This window comes from Martinezella sp. CNPSo 3964 (genome assembly GCF_057784375.1).
In genome coordinates, this window is the sequence record NZ_JBXSOW010000012.1 from 200,987 (window position 1) to 222,899 (window position 21,913).

General features: G+C 59.9%; 19 protein-coding genes. 4 read left to right on the forward strand and 15 right to left on the reverse strand.

The genetic code is table 11. The annotated features are described in order from the left end of the window. Genes AC13Q5_RS29270 through AC13Q5_RS29295 form a run of 6 tightly spaced genes read right to left on the reverse strand, consistent with a single transcriptional unit; the run spans position 1 to position 6,335 of the window. Entirely contained in the window at positions 1–939 is a 939-nt protein-coding gene (locus tag AC13Q5_RS29270) for an ABC transporter permease (protein WP_488504062.1), read from the reverse strand. Beyond that, the gene (locus AC13Q5_RS29275; protein ID WP_488504063.1) at positions 939–1,913 is read right to left on the reverse strand and encodes an ABC transporter permease; all 975 of its coding nucleotides are present in this window, start codon (positions 1,911–1,913) and stop codon (positions 939–941) included. The genes AC13Q5_RS29270 and AC13Q5_RS29275 overlap by 1 nt, the downstream gene beginning before the upstream one ends. Positions 1,914–1,918: 5 nt before the next feature. Continuing rightward, positions 1,919–2,890, reverse strand: coding sequence for a nucleoside hydrolase (locus tag AC13Q5_RS29280; RefSeq protein ID WP_488504064.1), 972 nt, complete (start codon positions 2,888–2,890; stop codon positions 1,919–1,921). After that, positions 2,887–3,846: a nucleoside hydrolase gene (locus tag AC13Q5_RS29285; RefSeq protein ID WP_488504065.1), complete on the reverse strand. Its 960-nt coding sequence runs from the start codon at positions 3,844–3,846 to the stop codon at positions 2,887–2,889. Before AC13Q5_RS29285 ends, AC13Q5_RS29280 begins: the two co-directional genes overlap by 4 nt. Before the next feature lie 34 nt (positions 3,847–3,880). Continuing rightward, positions 3,881–4,762 carry a dihydrodipicolinate synthase family protein gene (locus AC13Q5_RS29290; RefSeq protein ID WP_488504066.1) on the reverse strand — a complete coding sequence of 294 codons (882 nt, stop codon included), beginning with the start codon at positions 4,760–4,762 and terminating at the stop codon, positions 3,881–3,883. 22 nt (positions 4,763–4,784) lie between these two features. Next, the gene (locus AC13Q5_RS29295) at positions 4,785–6,335 is read right to left on the reverse strand and encodes an ABC transporter substrate-binding protein (RefSeq protein WP_488504067.1); all 1,551 of its coding nucleotides are present in this window, start codon (positions 6,333–6,335) and stop codon (positions 4,785–4,787) included. 135 nt (positions 6,336–6,470) lie between these two features. Here AC13Q5_RS29295 and AC13Q5_RS29300 point away from each other — a divergent pair, with 135 nt between their 5' ends. Beyond that, the gene (locus tag AC13Q5_RS29300; RefSeq protein WP_488504068.1) at positions 6,471–7,370 is read left to right on the forward strand and encodes a LysR substrate-binding domain-containing protein; all 900 of its coding nucleotides are present in this window, start codon (positions 6,471–6,473) and stop codon (positions 7,368–7,370) included. A 211-nt stretch (positions 7,371–7,581) separates the two neighbouring features. Here AC13Q5_RS29300 and AC13Q5_RS29305 read toward each other — a convergent pair whose 3' ends face one another. Both AC13Q5_RS29305 and AC13Q5_RS29310 read right to left on the reverse strand, forming a co-directional pair. After that, positions 7,582–7,896: a hypothetical protein gene (locus AC13Q5_RS29305; protein ID WP_488504069.1), complete on the reverse strand. Its 315-nt coding sequence runs from the start codon at positions 7,894–7,896 to the stop codon at positions 7,582–7,584. 297 nt (positions 7,897–8,193) lie between these two features. Further along, positions 8,194–9,069 (reverse strand): helix-turn-helix transcriptional regulator, encoded by an 876-nt coding sequence (locus AC13Q5_RS29310; RefSeq protein WP_075855093.1) that lies wholly within the window; start codon positions 9,067–9,069, stop codon positions 8,194–8,196. 112 nt (positions 9,070–9,181) lie between these two features. Between AC13Q5_RS29310 and AC13Q5_RS29315 the strand changes: the two genes are divergently transcribed. Continuing rightward, positions 9,182–10,633: an MFS transporter gene (locus tag AC13Q5_RS29315; RefSeq protein ID WP_488504070.1), complete on the forward strand. Its 1,452-nt coding sequence runs from the start codon at positions 9,182–9,184 to the stop codon at positions 10,631–10,633. A gap of 93 nt (positions 10,634–10,726) precedes the next feature. Here AC13Q5_RS29315 and AC13Q5_RS29320 read toward each other — a convergent pair whose 3' ends face one another. Continuing rightward, the gene (locus AC13Q5_RS29320; protein ID WP_075855095.1) at positions 10,727–12,511 is read right to left on the reverse strand and encodes a trimethylamine N-oxide permease; all 1,785 of its coding nucleotides are present in this window, start codon (positions 12,509–12,511) and stop codon (positions 10,727–10,729) included. Positions 12,512–12,752: 241 nt separating this feature from the next. Here AC13Q5_RS29320 and AC13Q5_RS29325 point away from each other — a divergent pair, with 241 nt between their 5' ends. Both AC13Q5_RS29325 and AC13Q5_RS29330 read left to right on the forward strand, forming a co-directional pair. After that, the gene (locus AC13Q5_RS29325; RefSeq protein ID WP_488504071.1) at positions 12,753–15,122 is read left to right on the forward strand and encodes a trimethylamine N-oxide demethylase; all 2,370 of its coding nucleotides are present in this window, start codon (positions 12,753–12,755) and stop codon (positions 15,120–15,122) included. A gap of 283 nt (positions 15,123–15,405) precedes the next feature. Continuing rightward, positions 15,406–15,723, forward strand: a complete 318-nt coding sequence (locus tag AC13Q5_RS29330) for a hypothetical protein (RefSeq protein WP_143525515.1) — start codon at positions 15,406–15,408, stop codon at positions 15,721–15,723. A gap of 178 nt (positions 15,724–15,901) precedes the next feature. Here the strand turns inward: AC13Q5_RS29330 and AC13Q5_RS29335 are convergent, their stop codons facing one another. The 6 genes from AC13Q5_RS29335 to AC13Q5_RS29360 all read right to left on the reverse strand — a co-directional run bounded on the left by AC13Q5_RS29335 (position 15,902) and on the right by AC13Q5_RS29360 (position 21,806). After that, positions 15,902–16,501, reverse strand: a complete 600-nt coding sequence (locus AC13Q5_RS29335) for a methyl-accepting chemotaxis protein (protein WP_075855140.1) — start codon at positions 16,499–16,501, stop codon at positions 15,902–15,904. Positions 16,502–16,618: 117 nt separating this feature from the next. Continuing rightward, on the reverse strand, positions 16,619–17,956 hold the full coding sequence (locus tag AC13Q5_RS29340) for a trimethylamine monooxygenase (protein WP_075855098.1): 1,338 nt from the start codon (positions 17,954–17,956) through the stop codon (positions 16,619–16,621). A gap of 68 nt (positions 17,957–18,024) precedes the next feature. Next, positions 18,025–19,065: a heme-dependent oxidative N-demethylase family protein gene (locus AC13Q5_RS29345; RefSeq protein ID WP_488504072.1), complete on the reverse strand. Its 1,041-nt coding sequence runs from the start codon at positions 19,063–19,065 to the stop codon at positions 18,025–18,027. A gap of 29 nt (positions 19,066–19,094) precedes the next feature. Then, on the reverse strand, positions 19,095–20,060 hold the full coding sequence (locus AC13Q5_RS29350; protein ID WP_488504073.1) for a PDR/VanB family oxidoreductase: 966 nt from the start codon (positions 20,058–20,060) through the stop codon (positions 19,095–19,097). Continuing rightward, positions 20,057–20,662 (reverse strand): dimethylamine monooxygenase subunit DmmA family protein, encoded by a 606-nt coding sequence (locus tag AC13Q5_RS29355; protein WP_457877575.1) that lies wholly within the window; start codon positions 20,660–20,662, stop codon positions 20,057–20,059. Before AC13Q5_RS29355 ends, AC13Q5_RS29350 begins: the two co-directional genes overlap by 4 nt. Before the next feature lie 10 nt (positions 20,663–20,672). Next, positions 20,673–21,806 (reverse strand): aminomethyl transferase family protein, encoded by a 1,134-nt coding sequence (locus AC13Q5_RS29360; RefSeq protein WP_488504074.1) that lies wholly within the window; start codon positions 21,804–21,806, stop codon positions 20,673–20,675. Positions 21,807–21,913 lie beyond the last annotated feature (107 nt).

A 21,913-nucleotide genomic window follows, 5' to 3' on the forward strand; every position in this document is an offset into this window, starting at 1 on the left:
TCAGCCTTCCCGCCGTGGATTGAGGATATCGCGGAGCGCATCGCCGATGAGATTGATCCCGACGATGAGCATGAGAAGCGCAAGGCCCGGGAAGAAGCTGATCCAGTAGTCGCCAGAGAGCAGATATTCGAAACCGTTGGAAATCAGCAGGCCGAGAGACGGTTGTGTGACCGGCAGGCCGATACCGAGGAAGGAGAGCGTCGCCTCCAGCATGATGGCATAGGCCACGCGCATCGTCGCGACCACGATCAAGGGTGGCAGGCAGTTCGGCAGGATATGGCGAAAGAGGATGCTGCCATCGGGCAAGGCCATCGAGCGGGCAGCGTCCACATAGGCACGTTTGCGCTCCACCAGCGCCGAGCCGCGAATCGTGCGGGCATAATAAGCCCATTGCGTGACGATGAGCGCCAGGATGATCTTGTCGACGCCTTGCCCGAGGATGGCGAGAAAGATCAGCGCGATGAGAATGGCCGGGAAGCTTAGCTGGATATCGACTACTCGCATCAGGAAGGCATCGAGGCGACCGCCGACATAGGCGCTGACGAGCCCGATCGAGGCGCCAATGACCAGCGCCACGGCGGCACTCGATATGCCCACGAGCAGGCTGGTACGCAGGCCGTACAGGATCGCGCTCATCAGATCGCGACCCTGATCGTCCGTACCGATCAGGTAAAGCATGCCGCTCGTGCTATGCGAGCCGGGCGGCAGGCGCCCATCGAGAATGTCGAGCTGGGACAGGTCATAGGGGTTCTGCGGGGCGAGCAACGGCGCGAATATTGCAGCAACCACGAAGATGGCGACGATGATGAGGCCTGCCAGCGCAAGCCTGTCGTGCAGAAGAGCCGACATCGTCTGGCGGAACGGTGAGCGCGAGGCCGCCTTGCCTACATTCGTCTGGCCTGCATGCACCGAACCAGCGTCTGAGCTATTGTCGGCCATTACGAATTCCCTTCGAGACGAACGCGGGGATCGACGATCGAATAGAGGATGTCGACCAGGAGATTGATGACGCTGAACATCACGACGGTGATCATCAGATAGGCGAGGATGACCGGGCGATCGAGTACGCCGATCGCGTCGATGATGAGCTTGCCCATGCCGGGCCAGGCAAAGATCGTCTCGGTCACGACGGCAAAGGCGATCAACGAGCCGAGTTCGAGGCCGATCACGGTGATCAGCGGGATCAGCGTGTTCTTCAGCACATGCACGGTGACGATCCGCCGTTCGGTCAGGCCCTTGGCGCGGGCGAAGCGGACGAAATCGAGCTGCATCGTCTCCATGACGCCGGCGCGGGTCAGTCGGATGACGAGCGAAATCTTGAAAAGCGCCAGGTTGAAGGCCGGCAACACCAGATGGGAAAGGCCGTCCAAAGTGAAGAGGCTGAGCGGCACGCCGAAAACCGGCACTGTCTGGCCCCGGCCGGAGGCCGGCAGCCAGCCGAAATGCACGCTGAACAGCATGATCATCACGAGGCCGATCCAGAAAGTCGGCAGGCTGAAGCCGAGGATCGAGAAGGTCATGATCGATTTCGAGATCAGGCCCTTCGGCTTCAGGCCGGCATAGACGCCAAGCGGAATACCGATGACAAGCGCCATGACGAGTGCAACGAAGGCGAGCTCCAAGGTCGCCGGCATACGGTGAAGGATCAACGTCAGCGCGGGTTGATTATAGACGAAGGAATTGCCGAGATCGCCTGATAGCGCACGCGTGAGAAACAGCCAGTATTGCTCCCAAACAGGCTTGTCGAGACCGAAGGACTGGATCACCTGAAGACGTTCCGCCGGCGTTGCCGTCGGGCTCAACAGCACATCGACGGGATTGCCGACGAGATAGAGTCCGGCAAAGACCAGAACTGACATGACGAGCAGCGTAAGAATGGTCTGGATCGACCGGCTCAGCAAATATCCGCCCATGATTTTCAACCTCCCTGCGCTGTTGTCCCGAGCCCATCCCGCCCATAACGGGCGATACGCTCGATCAGCAGTGCGATGAACCCGGCCTCGTCGACGTCGGTGATGACAGTGGCATTCGGCAAGCGATCCATCTTTCCGTAAAAGTTCGCATAGGTGTAGCCCATGGTGAGGCCGGTTACCTGCACGCCGACGAAAGCCTTGCGGCCGGTGAACAAATCCGGGCGTATGAGCCAGGCAATCGTCGTCGCGTCGTGGATCGGGCCGCCCGGCCTGCCGAACCGCCCGACGTCGCTGCGGTCGAAGGTCGAAAGCAGGTTGAAAAGCGCGTTCCCTGCCTCGCCGCCGGCCCGAAACTGCTCGAAATGCTCCGCGGTAAACAGGGCCTGAAGCGTCATGTCGAGCGGCATCGTTACGATCGGCACGCCCGAGCGATAGACGACCTCGGCGGCGTGCGGATCGGCATAGATATTGAATTCGGCCCAGGGCGTGCGATGGCCGAGCGCCTTAAAGGCTCCGCCCATCGAGACGATCTGTCTTATGCCGGATGCCACATCCGGATGCTGGATGAGCGCCAAGGCGATATTGGTCATCGGCCCGATGGCACAAATGGTGATCTGCTCGCCGGCCGCTACTGCTTCGCGCGCGGAGCGCATGATGAAATGGACGGCATGCTCGTCGGATGGGCCTATATCACCGGCTTTGACCAAGGCATCGTCAAAGGCGCCGATCCGGGCATATTTGCCATAGACCTGATTCCGCACGAGCGGTCCGCCAGCCCCCGCATGAACCGGCACGTCATGACGGCCGCTAAGACCGACGATCTTGCAGGCGTTGACCACCGTATCACGAAGCGGAACATTGCCTGCGACGATCGACAAACCAAGTACATCGACTTCCGGCGATGCGAGCGCCATCAGGATGGCGGCGGCATCGTCCACGCCGGGATCGGCATCGATGATGATCTTTTCGCGTCTCATGCGACAGCCTTCTCGACATAGCGCGACAAGCGCTCGAGAAAGAAGGCGATCACACCCTCGGCATCGACCTTGGTGACGATGTCGGCATTCGGCTCGAGGCCGCTCTTGTCGTACCAGTCGGCAATCGTCTGACCCATGCAGAGTTCGCTTTCATATTCCACGAATACGCGAGCCTTCTCGGTCTCGAACAGATGCGGGGCGAGGATATAGGCGATCACCAGCGGATCGTGTAGCGGGCCGCCGCGCGAGCCGTAGCGGCGCACATCGTTGCGATCCCAGAAGGCCATCAGCTCGGCAAGCGTCTGCGAGATGCGCCCGCTGACGCGGGAGAATTCGGCGACATGCTCGGGCTTCAGCATCACCTGATGCGTCGCATCGAGCGCCAGCGCGACGAGCGGAATTCCGCTCGAGAAGACGACATGCGCCGCATGCGGGTCCGCCAGCATGTTGAATTCGGAGGTCATCGTCCGGTTGCCGGGTTCGCGATAGGCGCCTCCCATCATGACGATCCGCTCGATGCCCTCGGCAATCCCCGGCTTCATGCGCAGGGCGACAGCGACGTTGGTCATCGGTCCGAGGCAGCAGAGCGTGACACGCTCTCCCGTCCGCGCCGCTTCGCTCAACGTATCGATAAGGAAATCGACCGCCGATTTGCTCTCCGCCGTCTTTTCAGGCTCCGGCAAGATCGTGTTGCCAAGCCCGGTCTTGCCGTGAAACTGGCCGTGGATCGGCTCGCGCAGCATCGGGCGGAAACAGCCTGCAAAGACCGGAATATCGGGGCGTCCGCCGAGTTCGCAGACCTGAAGGGCGTTGCGCACGGTGCGCTCCAGCGGCTGGTTGCCGCAGACCGGCGTGATGCCGAGTATGTTGAGTTCCGGCGACACGAATGCGGTCAGAAGTGCGATCGTATCGTCAATTCCGGGGTCACAATCGACAATGATCGAAATCGGCTTCATGGTGAAATGCCTTCAATAGACGGTAAACGCGGTGTCAAAGGGCGCCGAGTTCGCGAAGAACGTCCGCGATCTCGGTTCGTGCGGCCTCGCCAAGCGGGAGTTGCGGATGCATGGGGCCGCCGACGGCAAAGCCCTGCAGTTCCAGCGCCGTCTTGATGCAGGCGGCGATCGAATATTTTGCGAAGATCTCGTTGACCCGCCAGAGCGGCCGCTGCAGCTCCATCGCCCTTGCCCAATAGCCGGCATTGGCCGCCTCATAAAGCGCGATGCTCTGCTTCGGCACGACGCAGGCAGGGCCTGCCATCCAGCCGACGCCACCGATCATCATCACGCAGACCGGAATGTGGGCCGAGGCGGCAAACACCTCCATTCGGCCATGGGTCCGTTCGATGATGGAGAGCAGCCGCCCCGTATTGGTCGAGGCGTCCTTGAGGTAGCGGATATTATCGACGCGACTCAGCCGCTCAATAACGGGCAGGCTCAAATCGGAACGCTGGAATTGCGGATTGGTGTAGAGCACCACCGGCCGCCCTTTTGCGGCCTTGGCAATGGCCGTGAAGTAGGCCTCGACACTCTCATCGTTGACCGGAAAATAGGATTCCAGCACGGCGAGGATACCGTCGGCCCCTGCCTCGACCATATATTCGGTCTGGGTGACGGCATCGCTGGTCGATGTCGATGCAACCCCCGCCACCACGGGAACGCGTCTGCGGCTGGCGGCAATCACGGTATCGACGACGCTGCGGCGCTGATCCCAGTTCAGATAGGCGAATTCACCGGTACTTCCGAGCGGCGTCAGGCCGTGGACCCCTGAAGCGATCAGGTGATCCACGAGATCGGTCAACACGCCCTTCATCACCTGACCGGATTGATCAACCGGGGAGACGAGATAGGGAAATACGCCGCGGAAAGACATCTTCGATCGTCCCTTCGCCGGCTCAGTTGGGCTTCACATAATAGGGAAGCGTGTAGCCATCCGAGCGACCGGGATAAGAAAGGTCCTTCTTCACCGCCCAGGTGTTGGCGAGGTAGAAGATCGGGATGACGCCAAGGTCGTTCATTGCGATCTCGGTCGCCTTGCGAAGAAGCTCCTCACGCTTGCCATCGTCGAGCGTCGAGCGTGCTTCGTTCAGCGCCTTGTCGAACTCCGGGTTCGAATAGCGCCCGCGATTGCCCTGCCCCGCCTTGTCACCAAAAGTTTCCAGGATCGGGCCGAGCACGCCGGATGCCTCGCCCGTCTCGACCGCCGCACCACCCATGATGAAACTGAACTCGAGATTGGAGGCGCGGGTGAAATAGACGCTGCCGGGCAAGGTCGCGACCTCGGTCTTGATGCCGACGCGGCTGAAGAACTGGCCGATCGCCTGGGCAACCTTTGAATCGTTCGGATAGCGGTCGTTGGAAGCATGGAAGGTCAGCGAGAACCCGTTGGGATAGCCGGCCTTGGCGAGAAGTTCCTTCGCCTTGTTCGGATCGTAAGGATCGACCTTGATGGACGGGTCATAGCCGAAATAGCCTTCCGGAACGAGCTGCCCGGCGGGTACGCCCTGCCCGTCCATGATACGGTCGACGAGTGCTTCGCGGTTGATCGAAAGCGAAAGCGCGCGGCGCACCTCCAGCTTCAAGAGCGGGTTCTTGCCGTCAGGCCCCTTGGCGAAGGGCGATTCCTCGCGCGCCTGGTCCATATGGAGATACATGATCCGGTTGCCGGCAACATTGACGACCTTCAGCTGGTCGGAGCCCTGCAGCCGTCGCGTGTCGGCCGTGGGGATGCTTTCGATCATGTCGACATCGCCGGAAAGCATTGCGGCAACACGCGCGCTGCTGTTCTTGAATACCTTGAAAGTGACCTTGTCCCAGGCGGCCTTTTCGCCCCAATAGGCGTCATTGCGCGCGAGCACGACGTTATCGTCGGGCGTCCAGGAGACAAATTTGAACGGGCCTGTGCCGATCACGCCCTTGCCGGAATTCATCTCTTCCGTCGTGATATCTCGCATCTTGGCCGGCAGGATCGCGATACGGCTGAGGTTGTTCAACAGCAGCGGCGTCGGGCCGTCGGTCTTGATACGGACCGTCAGCGGATCGACCGCCGTGACCTCGGTGATCGCCTTGACATAGGCCGCAAAGGAGCTCGGGCTGTTCTTGGACGCGAGCGGCACGCGCTTGACGCTGGCAACGACATCATTGGCGGTCAGATCGCTGCCGTCATGAAATTTCACATTCGGACGAAGCTTGAATTCCCAGGTCGTGTCGTCGATTGTCTTCCAGGATAGCGCCAGTGCCGGCTGCAGCCGCTGCTTCTCATCCTGATTGACGAGACCATCGAAAATATTGCGTGCCATCGCGCTGTTCGGCCCGACGACGTAGAACTGCGGATCCATGGATGTCGTCGAGGCAGCAAGACCTACGGTCAAATCCCTGGCCTGGCTTGCGAGCGGCATGGCAAGGACGGATGCCGCCAAGACGGCTGCGACCTTTAGAAATTTCATGATGGTGTTCCTCCGGCGTTTGCGAAATCCGCACTCTCCAAGCAGATTTTCTCTGCAACTAAAGAACCTGGCTCAAAAAGAAAAATTGCATTTTGTGTTCGATCCATGCCCTAATGTTATGGAAAGGGCGTTGGGATGCGATTGAAACCAAGACAAGTGGAAGCCTTCAGAAGCGTCATGATGACGGGGGGCATCACGGCTGCAGCCGATGCCTTGAACGTCACGCAGCCCGCCGTCAGCCGCCTCATCCGTGACTTGGAGGAAATCGTCGAAATCACGCTATTCGAGCGGGTGGGTGCCCGCCTCGTGCCGACGGTGGAGGCGACACAGCTCTTCCGGGAAGTCGAACGGCTCTATCTCGGCCTCGACCAGATCGCCCAGGCAGCCGACGATATTCGTCGGCACAAGAATACCGTTCTGAGGATTGCCAGCGTGACATCGCTTGTGCGGCCATATCTTCATCAAGCCATCCTCGATGTCGTCGGCAACCGGCGCGACATTCCGCTTGTCATCGATGTCGAAAACAGCCGGCACATTTGGGACATGGTCGACAAGAACCGCTACGACCTTGGCTTTGTCTTCGGTTCACCCCGTATGGCGGACAAGAATGCCGTTCTCCTGCACAGTTCCCATGCTGTCGCCGCCATGGCCCCGGGGCACCGGCTGGCCTCCCGAAACGTCATTCGACCCGCCGACCTCATGGAGGAACGCGTGCTGATCCCCGGCCGCAATTCGCCGCTCAGACTGGCACTCGATCGCGCCTTCTCCGCGCAGGATCATCAGCCAACCAGCACGATGGAGACATCGATGCTCAATTGCTGTCATTTCGCAGCCGCGGGCATGGGCGTTGGCATCGTCGACCACACAAGCCTGCAGTCTGCCGGAATCGATATAGTTGCGATCCCATTCGAACCGCAGATCGAGGTCGCCTACTTCGCCATTCGTCCTTCCGGCGGCCACCGCATCTCAATCCTGGACGACCTCATCAAACGAATGAGCGAGCTCATCGGCTCGGACATGGTGTCCGCGATTTGAAACATATCGCGTAAAAGTGTGCAGCGGCTTTTCGACAATGACATGCGGGAAATCAAAGGTCTAAAGCGCAAGAAGCGGTCCTGAAAGATTGCAAGGCGCTTCAGGCTAGAAGCAGGCGTTTAATCGCGCCATCCAAATGAAATCGCGTTCTGTCGCAGGACATCGGAATCTTACCGAGATGCCCGTTGAGCTCGGACGCGGGATGCGAGGATTAGCGGTAATCCTCAAGCCGAAGCTGCTCGGCATTCCTGATCCCTGGTATCTCCGCCGGCTTCCCTCGGTTCGTTTTCATCGCATCGCGGTTGAAGTCATTTACCGCCCAACAGACACCGATGGTTTGGAGATGCGCGGCGCTTTCTATTCCAATTTTGATAAGAAAAGTCAGCCGCCCGGCTAGCGCGTTGCGGCTATGCTCGTTGTTATCGAACCAGGGCTGGCTGGTGACGTTGTCCAGCACCTCCTGGAGTGTCGCGACTTGCTTCGGCGATAGGCTGCCTCCCATAAGGTGGCGAAAGCGTTCCATCATGCCTCCTTCCACTGCCGGTCCGACATCACAGATGGCCGAGCCCTTGCAAGTGAAACTACTCTGATACTATTGCAACGCATTACTTCAGCTTTGGCTATTCGCAACGGACGGTCCTCGGCGGCAAGCCGCCAGCCGAACCGGCCGCATCCATGTCTGCTGCTTGTCAGGTTAGGCAGACTGCCGCCTAAAGACTACGTCCATTTTTGACACCGCCGGTACGCCGGGTGTCCGAGCCCGCTACGAAACCGGCCGCAGCGCCGATATGGTGATCTGATCCCAAGGGTCTCGGCGAATCGTTCAGCAAGCCCGCCTGCGCTTCATCATCGCGCTCAGCCTCTCCATCCCGGCTTCGTCGACGGGCGTGTAAACGATCATGCGGTCGTCATTGCTGGGGCTTGCCCACCAATTGTTGGATTGCAGCGCCAGTATCGTGCCATCCGTCAAACGGAAGCGCTTCACGACATTCTCGATGCCCTTGAGCTGATAGCGGTCCCAGACGATTCGAAACTGATCGGAAGCGCTCATGTAGCGCTCCAGTTGCCGCTCCCAGGCCGGGTCGTCGATGTGTTCCGCCATCGAGGCGCGGAACAGCGCGGCCATGCCGGCCAATACCTCATCGGGATTGACCTGGCTCGCCCGCCACGCGGGATTGACGAGGGACAGATAGATGCAATTGCGATCTTCAAGCGGGATCGCATCGAGATCGACGCCGACGAGACGACGATAGGCTTCGTTGAAGCCGCGTATATTGTAGCGCTTCGTCTGGATAAAAGCGGGGTAAGGACAGAGCTGATCGAGGATGCGCTGGCTTGCCTCCGTGAGCGGCTCGCAGACCCGAGGATTTTCGAGCCGGGGCGGAACCGGCAGATTGGCCAATCTGAACAGGTGTTCCGTCTCGACTTCGTTGAATTCCAAAGCGTGGGCGACAGAGAGAAGCACGCGCGGCGACACGCGGATCGGCCGGCCCTGCTCCAGCTTGGTGTACCAGGTGATGCCGATATCGGCACGCGACGCCACTTCCTCCCGTCGCAATCCGGGTGTACGAATGCGCCCGGCGCGGCCAAGACCCAGTCGCTGCGGGTCAAGAGTTTCCCGCCGTCTTCGCAACATCTCACCAAGTTCCTGTGCCCGCGAGAGCATCTGATTGTGGGTGATATCGAGCGTACCGTGCATTTCCATTCTCCAGCCTGATACTTTTTATACCAGTCTAAACAGGTATCTTGTACCAGTTTAACATAGGTGTAGAACGCTGTGGACTCAGTTCTGGAAATCGTTTGAGGTCCCCATGACATCCGCACCAATCCGGCTTGGCCAATTCGGCCTGCTGATCCTGCTTGCCGGGCAATTGCTGCTGCAGCTCGATTTTTCCATCATCAATGTCGGCCTTGCCGCCATCTCCGCCTCGCTGCATGCCGGCGAGACCGAACTCGAACTTTTCGTCGCCGCCTATGGCGTCGCCTTTGCCGTCTGCCTGGCGATGGGTGCGCGCCTTGGTGACAATTTCGGCCGCCGGCGCATGTTCGGCCTGGCCGTCCTGATGTTCTGCCTCGCGTCCCTGCTCTGCGGAGTGGCGACTTCAGTCACCTTCCTGATCGTCGCTCGCGCACTGCAGGGAATTGCAGCAGCGCTGATGGTGCCGCAGGTACTGGCAACGATCCATGTCAGCCTGACCGGACGCGATCACGCCCGCGCCGTTTCTCTCTATAGCGCAATCGGCGGCATCGCCTTCATCGTCGGTCAGGTTCTCGGCGGCTTCCTGATCTCGGCCGATATTGCCGGCTCCGGCTGGCGCAGCATCTTTCTCATCAATCTGCCGATCTGCATCCTGATCCTGCTCAGCATGTGGCGGCATGTTCCCGAAACGCGCGGCCAAGGCAGAGTTCCGATCGACTGGTCCGGCATGATCACACTGGCGCTACTGACGCTTTCGGTGCTGCTGCCGACCGCGCTCGGCCCCTCGCTCCACTGGAATTGGCTTTGCCTGCTGGGCTTCGTGCCGATCCTGCCGCTGGTGGTGCTTCTTTGGCGCATCGAACGCGCCAAGGAGGCGCGCGGCGCCTTCCCGATCCTGCCTCCCTCACTCACACGCATCTCCAGCATGCGGTTCGGAGGCTTGATCGCCATACTCTTCTTCACCTGCTGGAGCGGCTTCATGTTCGTCTTCGCGCTGACGCTGCAGGCAGGCGCCGGGCTGACACCGCTGCAATCGGGCAATGCCTTGATTGCGCTCGGCGGCTCCTATTTCATCTCGGCCGCCTTCGTCACGCGTCGCCTTGCAAACATACGCCGGGAGCTCATGCTGGCGATGGGCTGCGTGATCCAGATGAGCGGGCTCATCCTGCTCATCGTGACGCTCGAAACGGTCTGGCCTCAGCCGGGCGTCATCAACCTTATCCCATCCACGGTCCTGATCGGTTTCGGGCAGGCTCTGATCGTCAACAGCTTCTACCGGCTGGGGTTGGCGGACGTGCCACATGAACATGCCGGCGCCGGCAGCGCCATGCTTGCGACCATGCAACAGGTGTCATTGGGTCTCGGACCGGCGATCCTCGGGGCTGTATTTGCCCAGGTGCTGCAGTATTCGAGCGCCTATCTCTCCGCCGGCGTAACGGCCATCGCCGTCGAGCTCGGGTTGATGGCCATCCTGCTGGCGGCTACGCTTCTACGGCTGGCGCGACAGCGCAGCCAACCTGAAGAAGCCGAGATCGACGACAGCCTGATCGTCGCACCCGAATGATCGAACGGTCACCGGCAGTTGCTCCAATAGCAAAGTCCGGCCTGTGACCAGGCCGGACTTGCAAGCATGAACCTCATCTTCTACCGGATGCCGCTATGACGGCAGCTGGAAAGCCCAATTGGCGATCAGCACGATGGCAAGCCCGCCGGCAAGCGCCAGATAGGGTAGAATGCCCGCCTTCCTGACACCCAGATCCTGGCCGACCAGGCCAAGATCATCCATGGCGCCGGCCGGGAACTTGCCGCCATCGCGAACATAATGCCTGTAGGCAAAGACCGGCAGGATCAGGGCCGCGAAGGCAAAACCGATCCAAAGGGCATTGGCATAGCCCCAGACCTTGGCGCCAGCGCCAAGGAAAAGCGCGTTGACGAAGGCAAGGATGGTATTGAGGCCAATGAGCCAGGACGGTGCCTTCCATGGACGCTCGACATGGCCGGAGTCCATGCGATGGATCCAGCCGGAATTGAGATTGAGGAAGTTGAAGATGATGTATCCGACGTTGGAGACGGCAAGCACGAAGAAATAACCGCTCGTGTCCGACGCAATAGCGAGAAGAAAGAGATTGAAGGCAAAGTCGGTCCACATCGCTCTCGTGGGCGCGCCGTTCTCGTTCACATGATCGAGATATTTCGGCAGCCAGCCATCCTTCGAGCCCTGATAGAGGGTGCGGGAGGAACCGGCCATTGCCGTCATGATCGCCAGGAATAGTGCCAGGATCATCAGGATGACGAGCAACTGCGTGACGACGCGGCCAGCGCCGATCAGGCCGCCGAGCGCTTCGGCGACACCAGTGCCGTCGACAATGCCCGGAGCCAGCATGCCAGCATGACCGAGCACGCCCTGAAAGGCGAAGGGCACGAGGAAGAAGAAGATGCAGCAGGCAAGGCCCGAATAGAAGATCGCCTTGAAGGTATCCGTCTTCGGGTTCTTCAATTCCCGCGTATAGCAGACCGCAGTCTCGAAACCGTAGGTCGACCAGGCGGCGATATAGAGACCGCCGAGGAAGAGCGTCCAGCCGCCATTGCTCCAGGTGCCGTCGGTCGCAGCGTACGCCGCTGTCGGCGGCAACAGTCCGGTCACGTTGGCGGAGAGGATTTGGCCGCTGACGATCGGATAGACACCGATAATCAGAAGCGGCACGAGTACGATGATGGCGAGCCATTTCTGTACGCTTGCCGTTTCGGATATGCCGCGATGCTGGATCGCGAAGATGATCAGCATCAGGATGCCGCCGATGAAGAAGGTGGCATTGATATTGGCGGTCGCGAGGAAAGGAATGTTGAAGCTGAACAGCGACCAGTTGCGAATGGCCGGCGTAAAAGCTGCGACGCCGTCGGCGCTGAGTAGCGCTTTTACCGCATCGTCGGGCGATGTACCGGCGTGGGCCGCGATGTATTCCGCAACACGCGGGCTATCGGCGGTGATCGAGGCCGCGTGTGCACTGATCCAGCTGAGCACCGCCTGCGAATCCGCCGCTGGAATGGGGAAGAAGGCATTGAGGATATAACCGGCCGCTATGGCGCAGCCGAGCGACAGCACCGGCGACCAGGCAAACCAGTTGCACCATACGGAAAGCGGCGCAATGAATTTCGAATAGCGCAGCCAGGCGGTCGCGCCGTAAACCGAGGCACCGCCGGACTTGTTGCCGAACATGCCGGCAATTTCCGCGTAGGTGAAGGATTGCAGGAACCCCATGATCATCGAAATGATCCACACGACGAAGGCAAGCTTGCCCGTCGTGCCGGCGATGCCGCCGATGGAGAAAAGAACAAGCGGCGGCACGCCCGCAGCCACCCAGAACGCGCCCTTCCAGTCAAGCGCGCGTATAAGCTTACCTTCGGTGCCGGCGGAAGCGCCGGCGTCCACGATATCCGTCATCGGTGATATTCCCCATTTTGTTCCGGACGTATCTCTCGTACGTCTCCCTGAACGTGCCTCCCATGGCATTGCGGGGCTTGCTGGAGGTTTTCATGAGCCGAGTCTGCGCGCGGTTTCCAGATACATGCCCTTTATACATAGTGAAGATATTTTCTTTTTAGTCAACATCCCTTTACTTTCGAACAGCATTTTGTCAGCATGATTCCGGTGTCCGACACACCTCATTTCCCGAGAGGGCTCTATGCGAGATCTCCATCCGCCGACCGCCGGAATACGGCCCGTCTCGGCAAGCATTATCCGCTATCCGGGCATTCCGACGCTGCCGCCCGACACCGAGCGCTACCGCTGCAAGGGCGGCGGATCGCTGGTCGTGCGCGTCGAGCCCGGTGACCGGATCACGGTCACGGACAGCGAGGGCGGACAGGTCTGCGAGCTGACTTTCCTGGATGAAAAGGGCCGCTTTCAATCCGCAGGATTGGGCTCCGCGTTCACCGGCGAAGCGACAGGATTGAAAGCCATTCTTTCGTCCGCAGATGAAAGTGCCGGACGCATGCGCAAGACGCTGGAGCGGCGCGGCGCGGACCTGGCCACCGCCGCCGCATTGCACCTTTTCGGCGGGTCATCGCCTACCGGCAGCACCGCGGAATTCACCATCGCTCTCAAAGGTCTGCTGATCGCCTGCGCGCCGGGAGCAGCTATGTCGCCAGAGGCACAGGACACGGCAACACCCATCGAGGTCAGGATACGCCACACGACGATCCTGCGCGATTATGCCTCCGCGCTGCCGGAACCGCTCGCCGATCCGATCGAGGACATTCGCATCAAGGCGGCAACCGCTTCGGCCTATTTCGTTCGTGCCGGCGAATATATTCAGATCATCGATGTCTATGGCCGGCAATGCACCGACTTTCAGGCCTTTTCCGCCCGCAAGGTCGACAAGGGCCTCGATCTTGCACTCGATTCCACAGTGACCCGCACCCTGCTTGGCCGCAGCTATCCGGCTCCCGGCCTTCCTTCCAAGGCTTTCGACCGTGATTTCGAGCCACTGGTGGAAATCGTGCAGGATACGGTCGGCCGCCACGACGCCTTCGCAACGGCCTGCAATTCGCGATACTATGACGACATGGGCTATCCCGGCCATGTCAACTGCACCGACAATTTCAACGCGGCACTTGCGCCCTACGGCATTGCCGGCCGAAAGGGCTGGGAGGCGCTCAACTACTTCTACAACACCAATGTCGATCACAATAACCAGCTCTATCTCGACGAACCCTGGTCGAGACCGGGCGATTACGTCCTGATGCGCGCACTGACGGATCTCGTCTGTGTTTCCTCCTCTTGCCCCGATGACATCGATGCGGCCAATGGCTGGGACCCGACCGATATCCACGTCCGCACCTTTTCCGGCAAAGAAAAATTCACACGAGCGGTGGCTTATCGCATGACCCCTGACGCCGACCCTGAATTGACGCGGGAAACCGCATTCCACCCGCGCCTCTCCGCCATGACGCGCGATTACACCGAATATCGCGGCTTCTGGTTGCCGAACCGCTTCTCTTCGGAAGGACCGGTCGAAGAATACTGGGCCTGTCGCGAACGCGCCGTGGTGATGGACCTCTCGCCGCTTCGCAAGTTCGAGGTGACGGGGCCGGATGCGGAAGAGCTTCTGCAATATTGCCTGACGCGCGATGTGCGCAAGCTATCGACCGCTCAGGTCGTCTATTCCGCCATGTGCTACGAACATGGCGGCATGATCGACGACGGCACGCTGTTTCGTCTCGGCGACAAGAATTTCCGCTGGATCGGCGGCGACGACTATAGCGGCATCTGGCTGCGCGAGCAGGCCGAGAAGAAGGGCTTCAAGGCCTGGGTCCGCTCTTCCACCGACCAGATGCACAATATTGCCCTGCAAGGCCCGAAGAGCCGTGATATCCTGAAAGAGATCATCTGGACTGCGCCCCGGCAGCCGACGATCGGCGAGCTCGAATGGTTCCGCTTCGCCGTCGGCCGTATCGGCCACTTCGAGGGAGCGCCGGTCGTCGTGTCGCGCACTGGCTATACCGGCGAGCTCGGCTATGAAATCTTCTGCCATCCGAAGGATGCGGCAACCGTCTTCGACGCGGTCTGGAAAGCCGGCGAGCCCTATGGGCTGAAGCCCATGGGCCTGGAGGCACTGGACATGGTGCGCATCGAGGCTGGCCTCGTCTTTGCCCACCATGAATTCGACGACCAGACCGATCCCTTCGAGGCCGGCATCGGCTTCACTGTGCCCCTGAAATCCAAGCAGGATGATTTCATCGGCCGGGAGGCACTGATCCGCCGGAAGGAAAATCCGCGCCATCTGATGGTCGGCCTCGATGTCGAAGCAAACGAAGCCGTCGGCCATGGTGACTGCATCCATATCGGCCGGGCGCAGATCGGTGTGATTACCAGCGCGACACGGTCGCCGATCCTCGGCAAGACCATTGCGCTTGCCCGCGTCGACGTCACGCATGCGGCCGTCGGCACCAAGGTCGAGATCGGCAAGCTCGACGGTCAGCAGAAGCGGCTTCCGGCAGTCATCGTGCCGCTCTCCCACTACGACCCGCAGAAGACGCGGCCGCGCTCTTAGAGCATTTCCGACCCTTCCGCTTCCAGGCGTTGCTTGAAGCTATCGCGGTGCTCTTGTCGTTTCCCGATCGTTGACGGCGGCAGGCGGCGACCGATTTCAACACAAGCGAATTTATCGCGCGGCACATCGCGGCTTTCAAGCCGTGATATTCCGCCCCGTCTGTGATGTTCCGCACATTTCCTCGAAGCAGCGGCCTCTATTGTCGGGCTGCCTTGAGCAAGGAGGATAACCCATAGCCTCTCGCGCAGGACAGCTATGCGATATTCAACAAGAGGAGATGAAAATGGCAGTCGTCAATATACCACCAGATGGACAAATACACATACTAGGACCAGTGCCTGGAATTTTGCACGTCTATAATCGTGGTCCTAATGTATCGACGTACAATCTGACGATTGTTCACGTCAACAATTGGCAAAACGTCAATATCGCAGCAGGACACACAGATTCTTATGCTGCGAACGGCAATGCAACCTACATTCAGAATCTGGCTGGCGGTTCAACCCTGCAGTGCCTATGGGTCGGCCTGGCGGACGAACTTACTCCCGAACAGGCGGGCCTGGAGAAGGCGGAGAGCATGCCGGGCGTTTCCGGCCATTAAAACTGGCGTCTGACTGCATCGACTGGGTGTGGCCATGGTTTTCCAACCATGCGCCACCTCCGCCGGCCGCTTCTTTAAGGTTGCCGCAACGCAACACGGCTCTACGAGGGAACTCCTTCGCTCACGCACTATCGGAACCTGAGTTGCACCGAACTAACGAAAATACGCGGAGAACGCTTTATTCTGCCTTCCTCTGCGCGCTCGAAATCGCACGCGCTGCCTCTTCCGAGGAGTTTGCGAGCGTGCGCATTTCCGCCGCCAATACGGCAAAGCCCGATCCGGCCGTCCCTGCCCTTGCCGCCTCGATGCCGGCATTGACGGCAAGCAGCTTCAGATAGCGCAAGGACTGCAGGATCTCGTTCGTCTTGGATGCAGTGACCCGCATGCCTGCGGTCTGTTCATCAAGGCGCTGATAAAGGGATTCGACATTGAGGATGCTGCCCTCGAGATAAAGCAGCTCGCCGGCCTCGTCCCAGACACCGCCGCCGGTCTCCGTCACCCAGACAAGATGTCCGTCACGGTGACGAATGCGATATTCCATCGTCCAGTCCGTGCGAGCTTCCAGCGCCTTGCCGACGAGCTCGTCCATGAGCGGAATGTCGTCCTCGTGCATGATCGAGGTAAACGTTCGCGTGCGGTTACCGACAATCTCGTCGGCCGGATAGCCGAAGATGCGCTCGATGCCATCGGTCATTTCGAGCATCGTATAGTTTTCGTCTGCCCGGCAGCGATAGAGGAAACCGGCCATGCGGCCGAGAACGCTTGTCTGGAAATCCATGGATGCCATGCCCGAAGAGAAGGTTGCGGATGAACTCGTTTCGTCTCAACGCACAAAAGGGCCGGCAAGGGCTGCTCTTCGCCTCCCTTGCCGGTTAGGTGGGGAAATGACCGCGGATCAGTTGCGCAGATATTCCTCCATCGAATCGTCAAGCGCGTCGACCCAGGGTGTATGATGCGTCGGCGACATGGTGCCGGTCATCAGCGAGCGGTAAGCATGGTCGCGGAAGCCCATGATGTTCTCAGCCTTGTGATGTTCCCACTCCATGAAGGTCTTGTTGGTACCCTCGATGTCGAAGCTCGGATAATCGGTCTCGGCGAGCAGCTCCTTCACGTAGTCGCCCTGATACCAGATCATCTGCTCGGCATCCTCGAGCGTCTCCTCACGGGCGCGCCATTTGTCGAAGTTCGCCTGCAGCTCGGATTCCGGCGGCAGCTTGATGCGGCCCATGATGACATCGCGCGCCCACCATGCTTGCACGTCGAACATGTTGAAGGTGTAGAACTGATCCTGCATACCGATATAGAAAAGCTGCGGATTCTTGTCGAAGATCACACCCTTGTAGAGGTGGTCGGCCCAGAGGCGATTGGCCGTCTTCAGGCGCAGATCATCCGGCAAGAACGGAAAGTGATGCTGATAGCCGGTGCACAGGATCAGCGCATCGACATCCTTCGATGAGCCGTCGGCAAAATATGCCGTCTTGTTCTCCAGCCGCGTCAGCAGCGGCCTTTCTTCGAAGTTGGCAGGCCATTTGAAGCCCATCGGCTTGGAGCGATAGCTCGTCGTCACGGATTTCGCCCCGTATTTCCAGCATTGCGAGCCAATATCCTCGGCCGAGTAGCTGCGGCCGACGAGCAGCACGTCCTTGCCCTTGAATTCCAGCGCATCGCGGAAATCGTGTGCATGCAGCACACGACCGTTGAAGGTCTTCACGCCCTCGAAATAGGGCACGTTCGGTGTCGAGAAATGACCCGAGGCAACGACGACATAGTCGAACACCTCGTCATACATCCGGTCCTGCGTGCGATCGTGCGCCGTCACCGTGAATTTCTTCGTCTCTTCATCGAAGCGTACCATGCGTACCGGCGTGCTGAAGCGCACCCATTTGCGCACGTCGGCCTTTTCGACGCGGCCCTTGATATAATCCCAGAGCACGGCACGCGGCGGATAGGAGGCGATCGGCTTGCCGAAATGCTCCTCGAAGGAGTAGTCGGCGAATTCCAGGCATTCCTTCGGGCCGTTCGACCAGAGATAGCGATACATGCTGCCATGGACGGGCTCGCCATATTCATCGAGGCCCGTGCGCCAGGTATAGTTCCAAAGGCCGCCCCAATCCGCCTGCTTTTCGAAGCAGACGACTTCCGGGATATCAGCACCCTTCTTTGCGGCCGATTGGAAGGCCCGCAGCTGGGCAAGGCCCGAAGGGCCGGCACCGATAACGGCAACTCGTGTCATGTCGCATTCCCCTTCTCGATTCTATCGAAATTCTTATTGCCTGCAGAAGTTTGGCGTGGTGCCCGGCATCAATCCGGAAAAATGCCGGGGCTGGTCGGCGCCCCGTCGTCATATCTCGAAAGCCAGTCGATGGTGGTCTGGCGGAAGCGCGTCAGGCCCTTGTAATCGATGAGCTCCGGCGGCAGGGTTTTCAGCACACGCGGGAAGCGGCGCGCCCATTTCGGCACGGTGACGAGCTCGTCCATATTCATCAGATAACAGCGGATGACGAAGAGGATGGCGTTGGAACGCGGCAGGCGCCACAAGCTCTGCAGCTCGACGCGAAGATGCACCTTTTCGCCGACATTCTCAGGCGTCACCGTGGTGCGATCCGGACCCCATTTCGGATAGTTTTCGGGGCTGGTATCGAGGCGCGGATTGATGGTCATCGTCCAGTTGAACCGGCGTGTCGGCTTGCCCAGCTGCAGGTTCAAGAGGAATTTCAGGGCACGGTCGAAGACCCCGATCTGGTGGGCGAGCGGCACCGGTCCGTGCCATTCCATGAAGTTCATGCCGATGTCGAAATCGAGCGACCAGTCGGCTTGGGTCGTCACCATGCCGGCATCCATCCAGAGATTGCCGTCGCGCTGGTCGACGATGCAGAAATCGCCCTGTGCCTGTCGCGTGATGTATTCGAAGGGTTCGTAAGGCAGCGTCGACGCATCGCCGAACGTAAAGGTGTCGTCGATGCCGAGGGGACGGTTGATCCAGCGCCACTGGTCGCCATTCTTGGTGAGCGTGAAATGCTCGGGATAGCCGGCGGCCTGCTCCTCCATCAGGAGCTCCAGCGTATCCCATTGCGCGGACATCATGTGCGGCAGCGCCTGGTAGCGCAGTGGATCTTCCTTCAGGACCAGAGCCCGGTCGTGCATCTCGGCGACGTAATGCTCGTCGACGTCGATCAGGCTTTCAAAGACCGTATCCTTCTGCCCCTTCACATGCGGTTCCATGTTGACCGAATACATGTACTCGTCGCGATCGAACGGGAACGGAAAGCGCCGGACATTTTCCGGACTGTTGCGATAGCTGAAATCGTCCCGGAATGTTTCATTCTTGAAGGCGATTGCCATGTCCGTTCTCCTGGGTATCGGCCTGAAGCCTAAAGGTCGAGATGCAATGCGCTTCCTTCGAAACGGGAAACACAGATCATCACCTTTCGGCCGGAGGCCTTTTCTTCGTCGGTCAGATAGACGTCATTATGCAGAAGCTTGCCGTCGCAGGCGGCAACACTCGTCTCGCACTGTCCGCAGGCGCCGCCGCGACAGAGGAAGGGCGCGTCGATGCCGGCAGCCTCGATCGCCTCCAGCATGCTTTCGTGGTGGCCGACATGAACGGTCTTGCCCGACCGCGTCAACATGATGGAGAAGGGTTTGCCAGGCTGTGACGAGAGGAAGCGCTCGGAATGCAGGTTCTGTTCCGGCCAACCGGCCTCGATACCCGTCCTCAACACGCCATCGATCATGCCGGCCGGGCCGCAGACATAGAGATGCGTGCCGAGCGGCTGGCTTTCGAGCAGACGTGCCACAGGAATGAAATTGCGATCAGCATCGCAATAGATCTTCACCCGCTGCGGGCCATATTGCTCGATAAGTTCGCGGCAATAGGCGCCGCGATCGAGCGAGCGCACGGCATAGTGCAGCTCGAAATTGGCACCTTCGCGCGAAAACTGCTGCATCATCGCAATAAAGGGCGTGATGCCGATGCCGCCGGCGATCAGCAGATGCTTGCGGCCGCGCCAATCCGGCTGGAAAAGATTGACGGGATAGCTGACCTTGAGCTCGTCGCCCTCCCTCACCTTCTCGTGCATGAAGGCGGAGCCGCCGCGCGATTCCTCGACGCGCAGCACGCTGATCTCATAGGCCGAGCAATCATGCGGCGGCGACATCAGCGAATAGGCGTTGCGACGCACATGCCCTTCATCATTCATGGAAACGATGACGTGCGCGCCGCCGGAAAAATAAGGCATCGACGCACCGTCGAGACGCTCGAAGCGGAAGCGCTTGATGCGATCGGCGACCGGCGTCACCTTCGCGACGCGAACCGGAATTTCCGTACCACCGCTCACAGGAACAACTCCTCAGGATCGGGTGCCGTGCCCGGCTCTTCCGCATCGATGTTGACGCCCTGGAAAGCGCCGAGACGACGCGAATAGTGGTCGCGCACCAATAGCGGCAACCCGCAATGGCCGCAGGCGAAGGGACTGTGCGTGACATCCTCGGTGATGCCCTTGCAGTGAACGCATTGCACGCGACGGGACAGCGATCCGCGATGTTCCGTGATGATCGAGGCATGATCCATGCCGTAGTCGAGCGCCACCATCATGGCCTGGCCGATAAAGCCCTCGGTACCGGCGATATAAAGCCGCGTGCCCATATGCGCCGTTGCAAGCGAGCCTTTCAGGCGGAAAAGCAACGTCGCGATCGTCGGCGCAGTGAAGAACATGTCGGCGCCAAGCCTGCGCAGGCTCTCGTCATGACCCCTGCCCTGTGAGCCGCGCGCAACATAAAGGATTTCGCTGCGCGACAGCGCTACATCGTCAAGCGCCGGCGTCTGGTCGAGGAGGGCATTGGCCCCCTCGCCTTCCAGAGCAAACAGATGCCGCCGGGCATGCGGCTGAATGGAGAGACCCCTGTAGACCGGTCGGCTCTTGATGCCTTCGACAAGCATGAGCGCCTCCTTAGCCGATAGCCGTCCTCTTCTTCTTTTCCGGATCGTCGAACGGCAGCGTATGGGCAATCGCGCTCGCCTTGAGGCTCTTGCCACGAACTTCCAGTTTCGTGCCCTGAACGGCCTTGTCAACGTCGAGACGGGCGATCGCCATCGATTTCTTCGTCAAGGACGAATAGCAGGGGCAGGTGATGACGCCGACCTTCTTACCCTCAGCATAGACCTCGTCACCAAGATCGGCCGGGCCATCGGCATCGATGAGCATGCCGAAGATCTTGAAGCGTTCCTTACCCTTGAGGCGTGCATGTTCCTCGGCACCGCGGAAACCGGCTTTGCCGGGGCTGACGGTGAAATCGAGGCCGAGTTCCCACAGGCTGTCGCCGGGCGGCTGGTCGGCAAAGGGATACATCTGCGAGTTATCATAGGGGTAGAAGAGCAGATAGCTTTCGACGCGCAGCATGTCGAGAACGCTGAAGCAGCAGGGAATGATCCCCATTTCCTCGCCTTCGGCAACGATGCGATCCCAGACCATCGGCGCATCCTGGCCGCGGACGAAGATCTCATAGCCGCGCTCGCCCGTATAGCCGGTGCGCGAGATCATCACGGGCACGCCGAACAGCGTCGTCTGCATGTGATGGAAATATTTGAGGTCGCGGATGCCAGGCACATATTTGGCGAGATAGTCGACCGCGGCGGGGCCTTGCAGCGACAGATCGTGCAGATCGTCGTCGAAGAGGACGGCGCAGTTGCGGCCGGCGGCCTGCTTGACGAGCTCCTCGTGGCCGGAGCCCGAGCCATGCACCAGCATCCAGGAGTTCGGTCCCGTGCGGTAGACGATGCAATCGTCGGTGAAGTAGCCGCGCTCGTTGAGCATCGCGGCATAGACCGAGCGGCCGGGATAGATCTTGGACATGTCGCGGGTGGTGATATAGTCGAGCACGGCAATGGCATGCGGCCCGACGAGATGCACCTTCTTGAGGCCGGAAACATCCATCAGCCCGGCCTTGGTGCGGATCGCCACATGTTCCTGCGACATGTCCTTGTCGTAGGTCCAGGCGGTTCCCATACCGCTCCAGTCCTCGAGTTTCGATCCGAGAGCACGGTGCCGGTCCGCCAATGCGGAGAAACGCCATGATAATGCCATTTCGTTCCCTCATTTTCTTCTATGGAATATTTATTTCCTGACTATAATCGTCTTTCACGCCTTGGCAAGCCGATCCGAAGGTTTTTTCTCGACGCTCCGGACCGTGT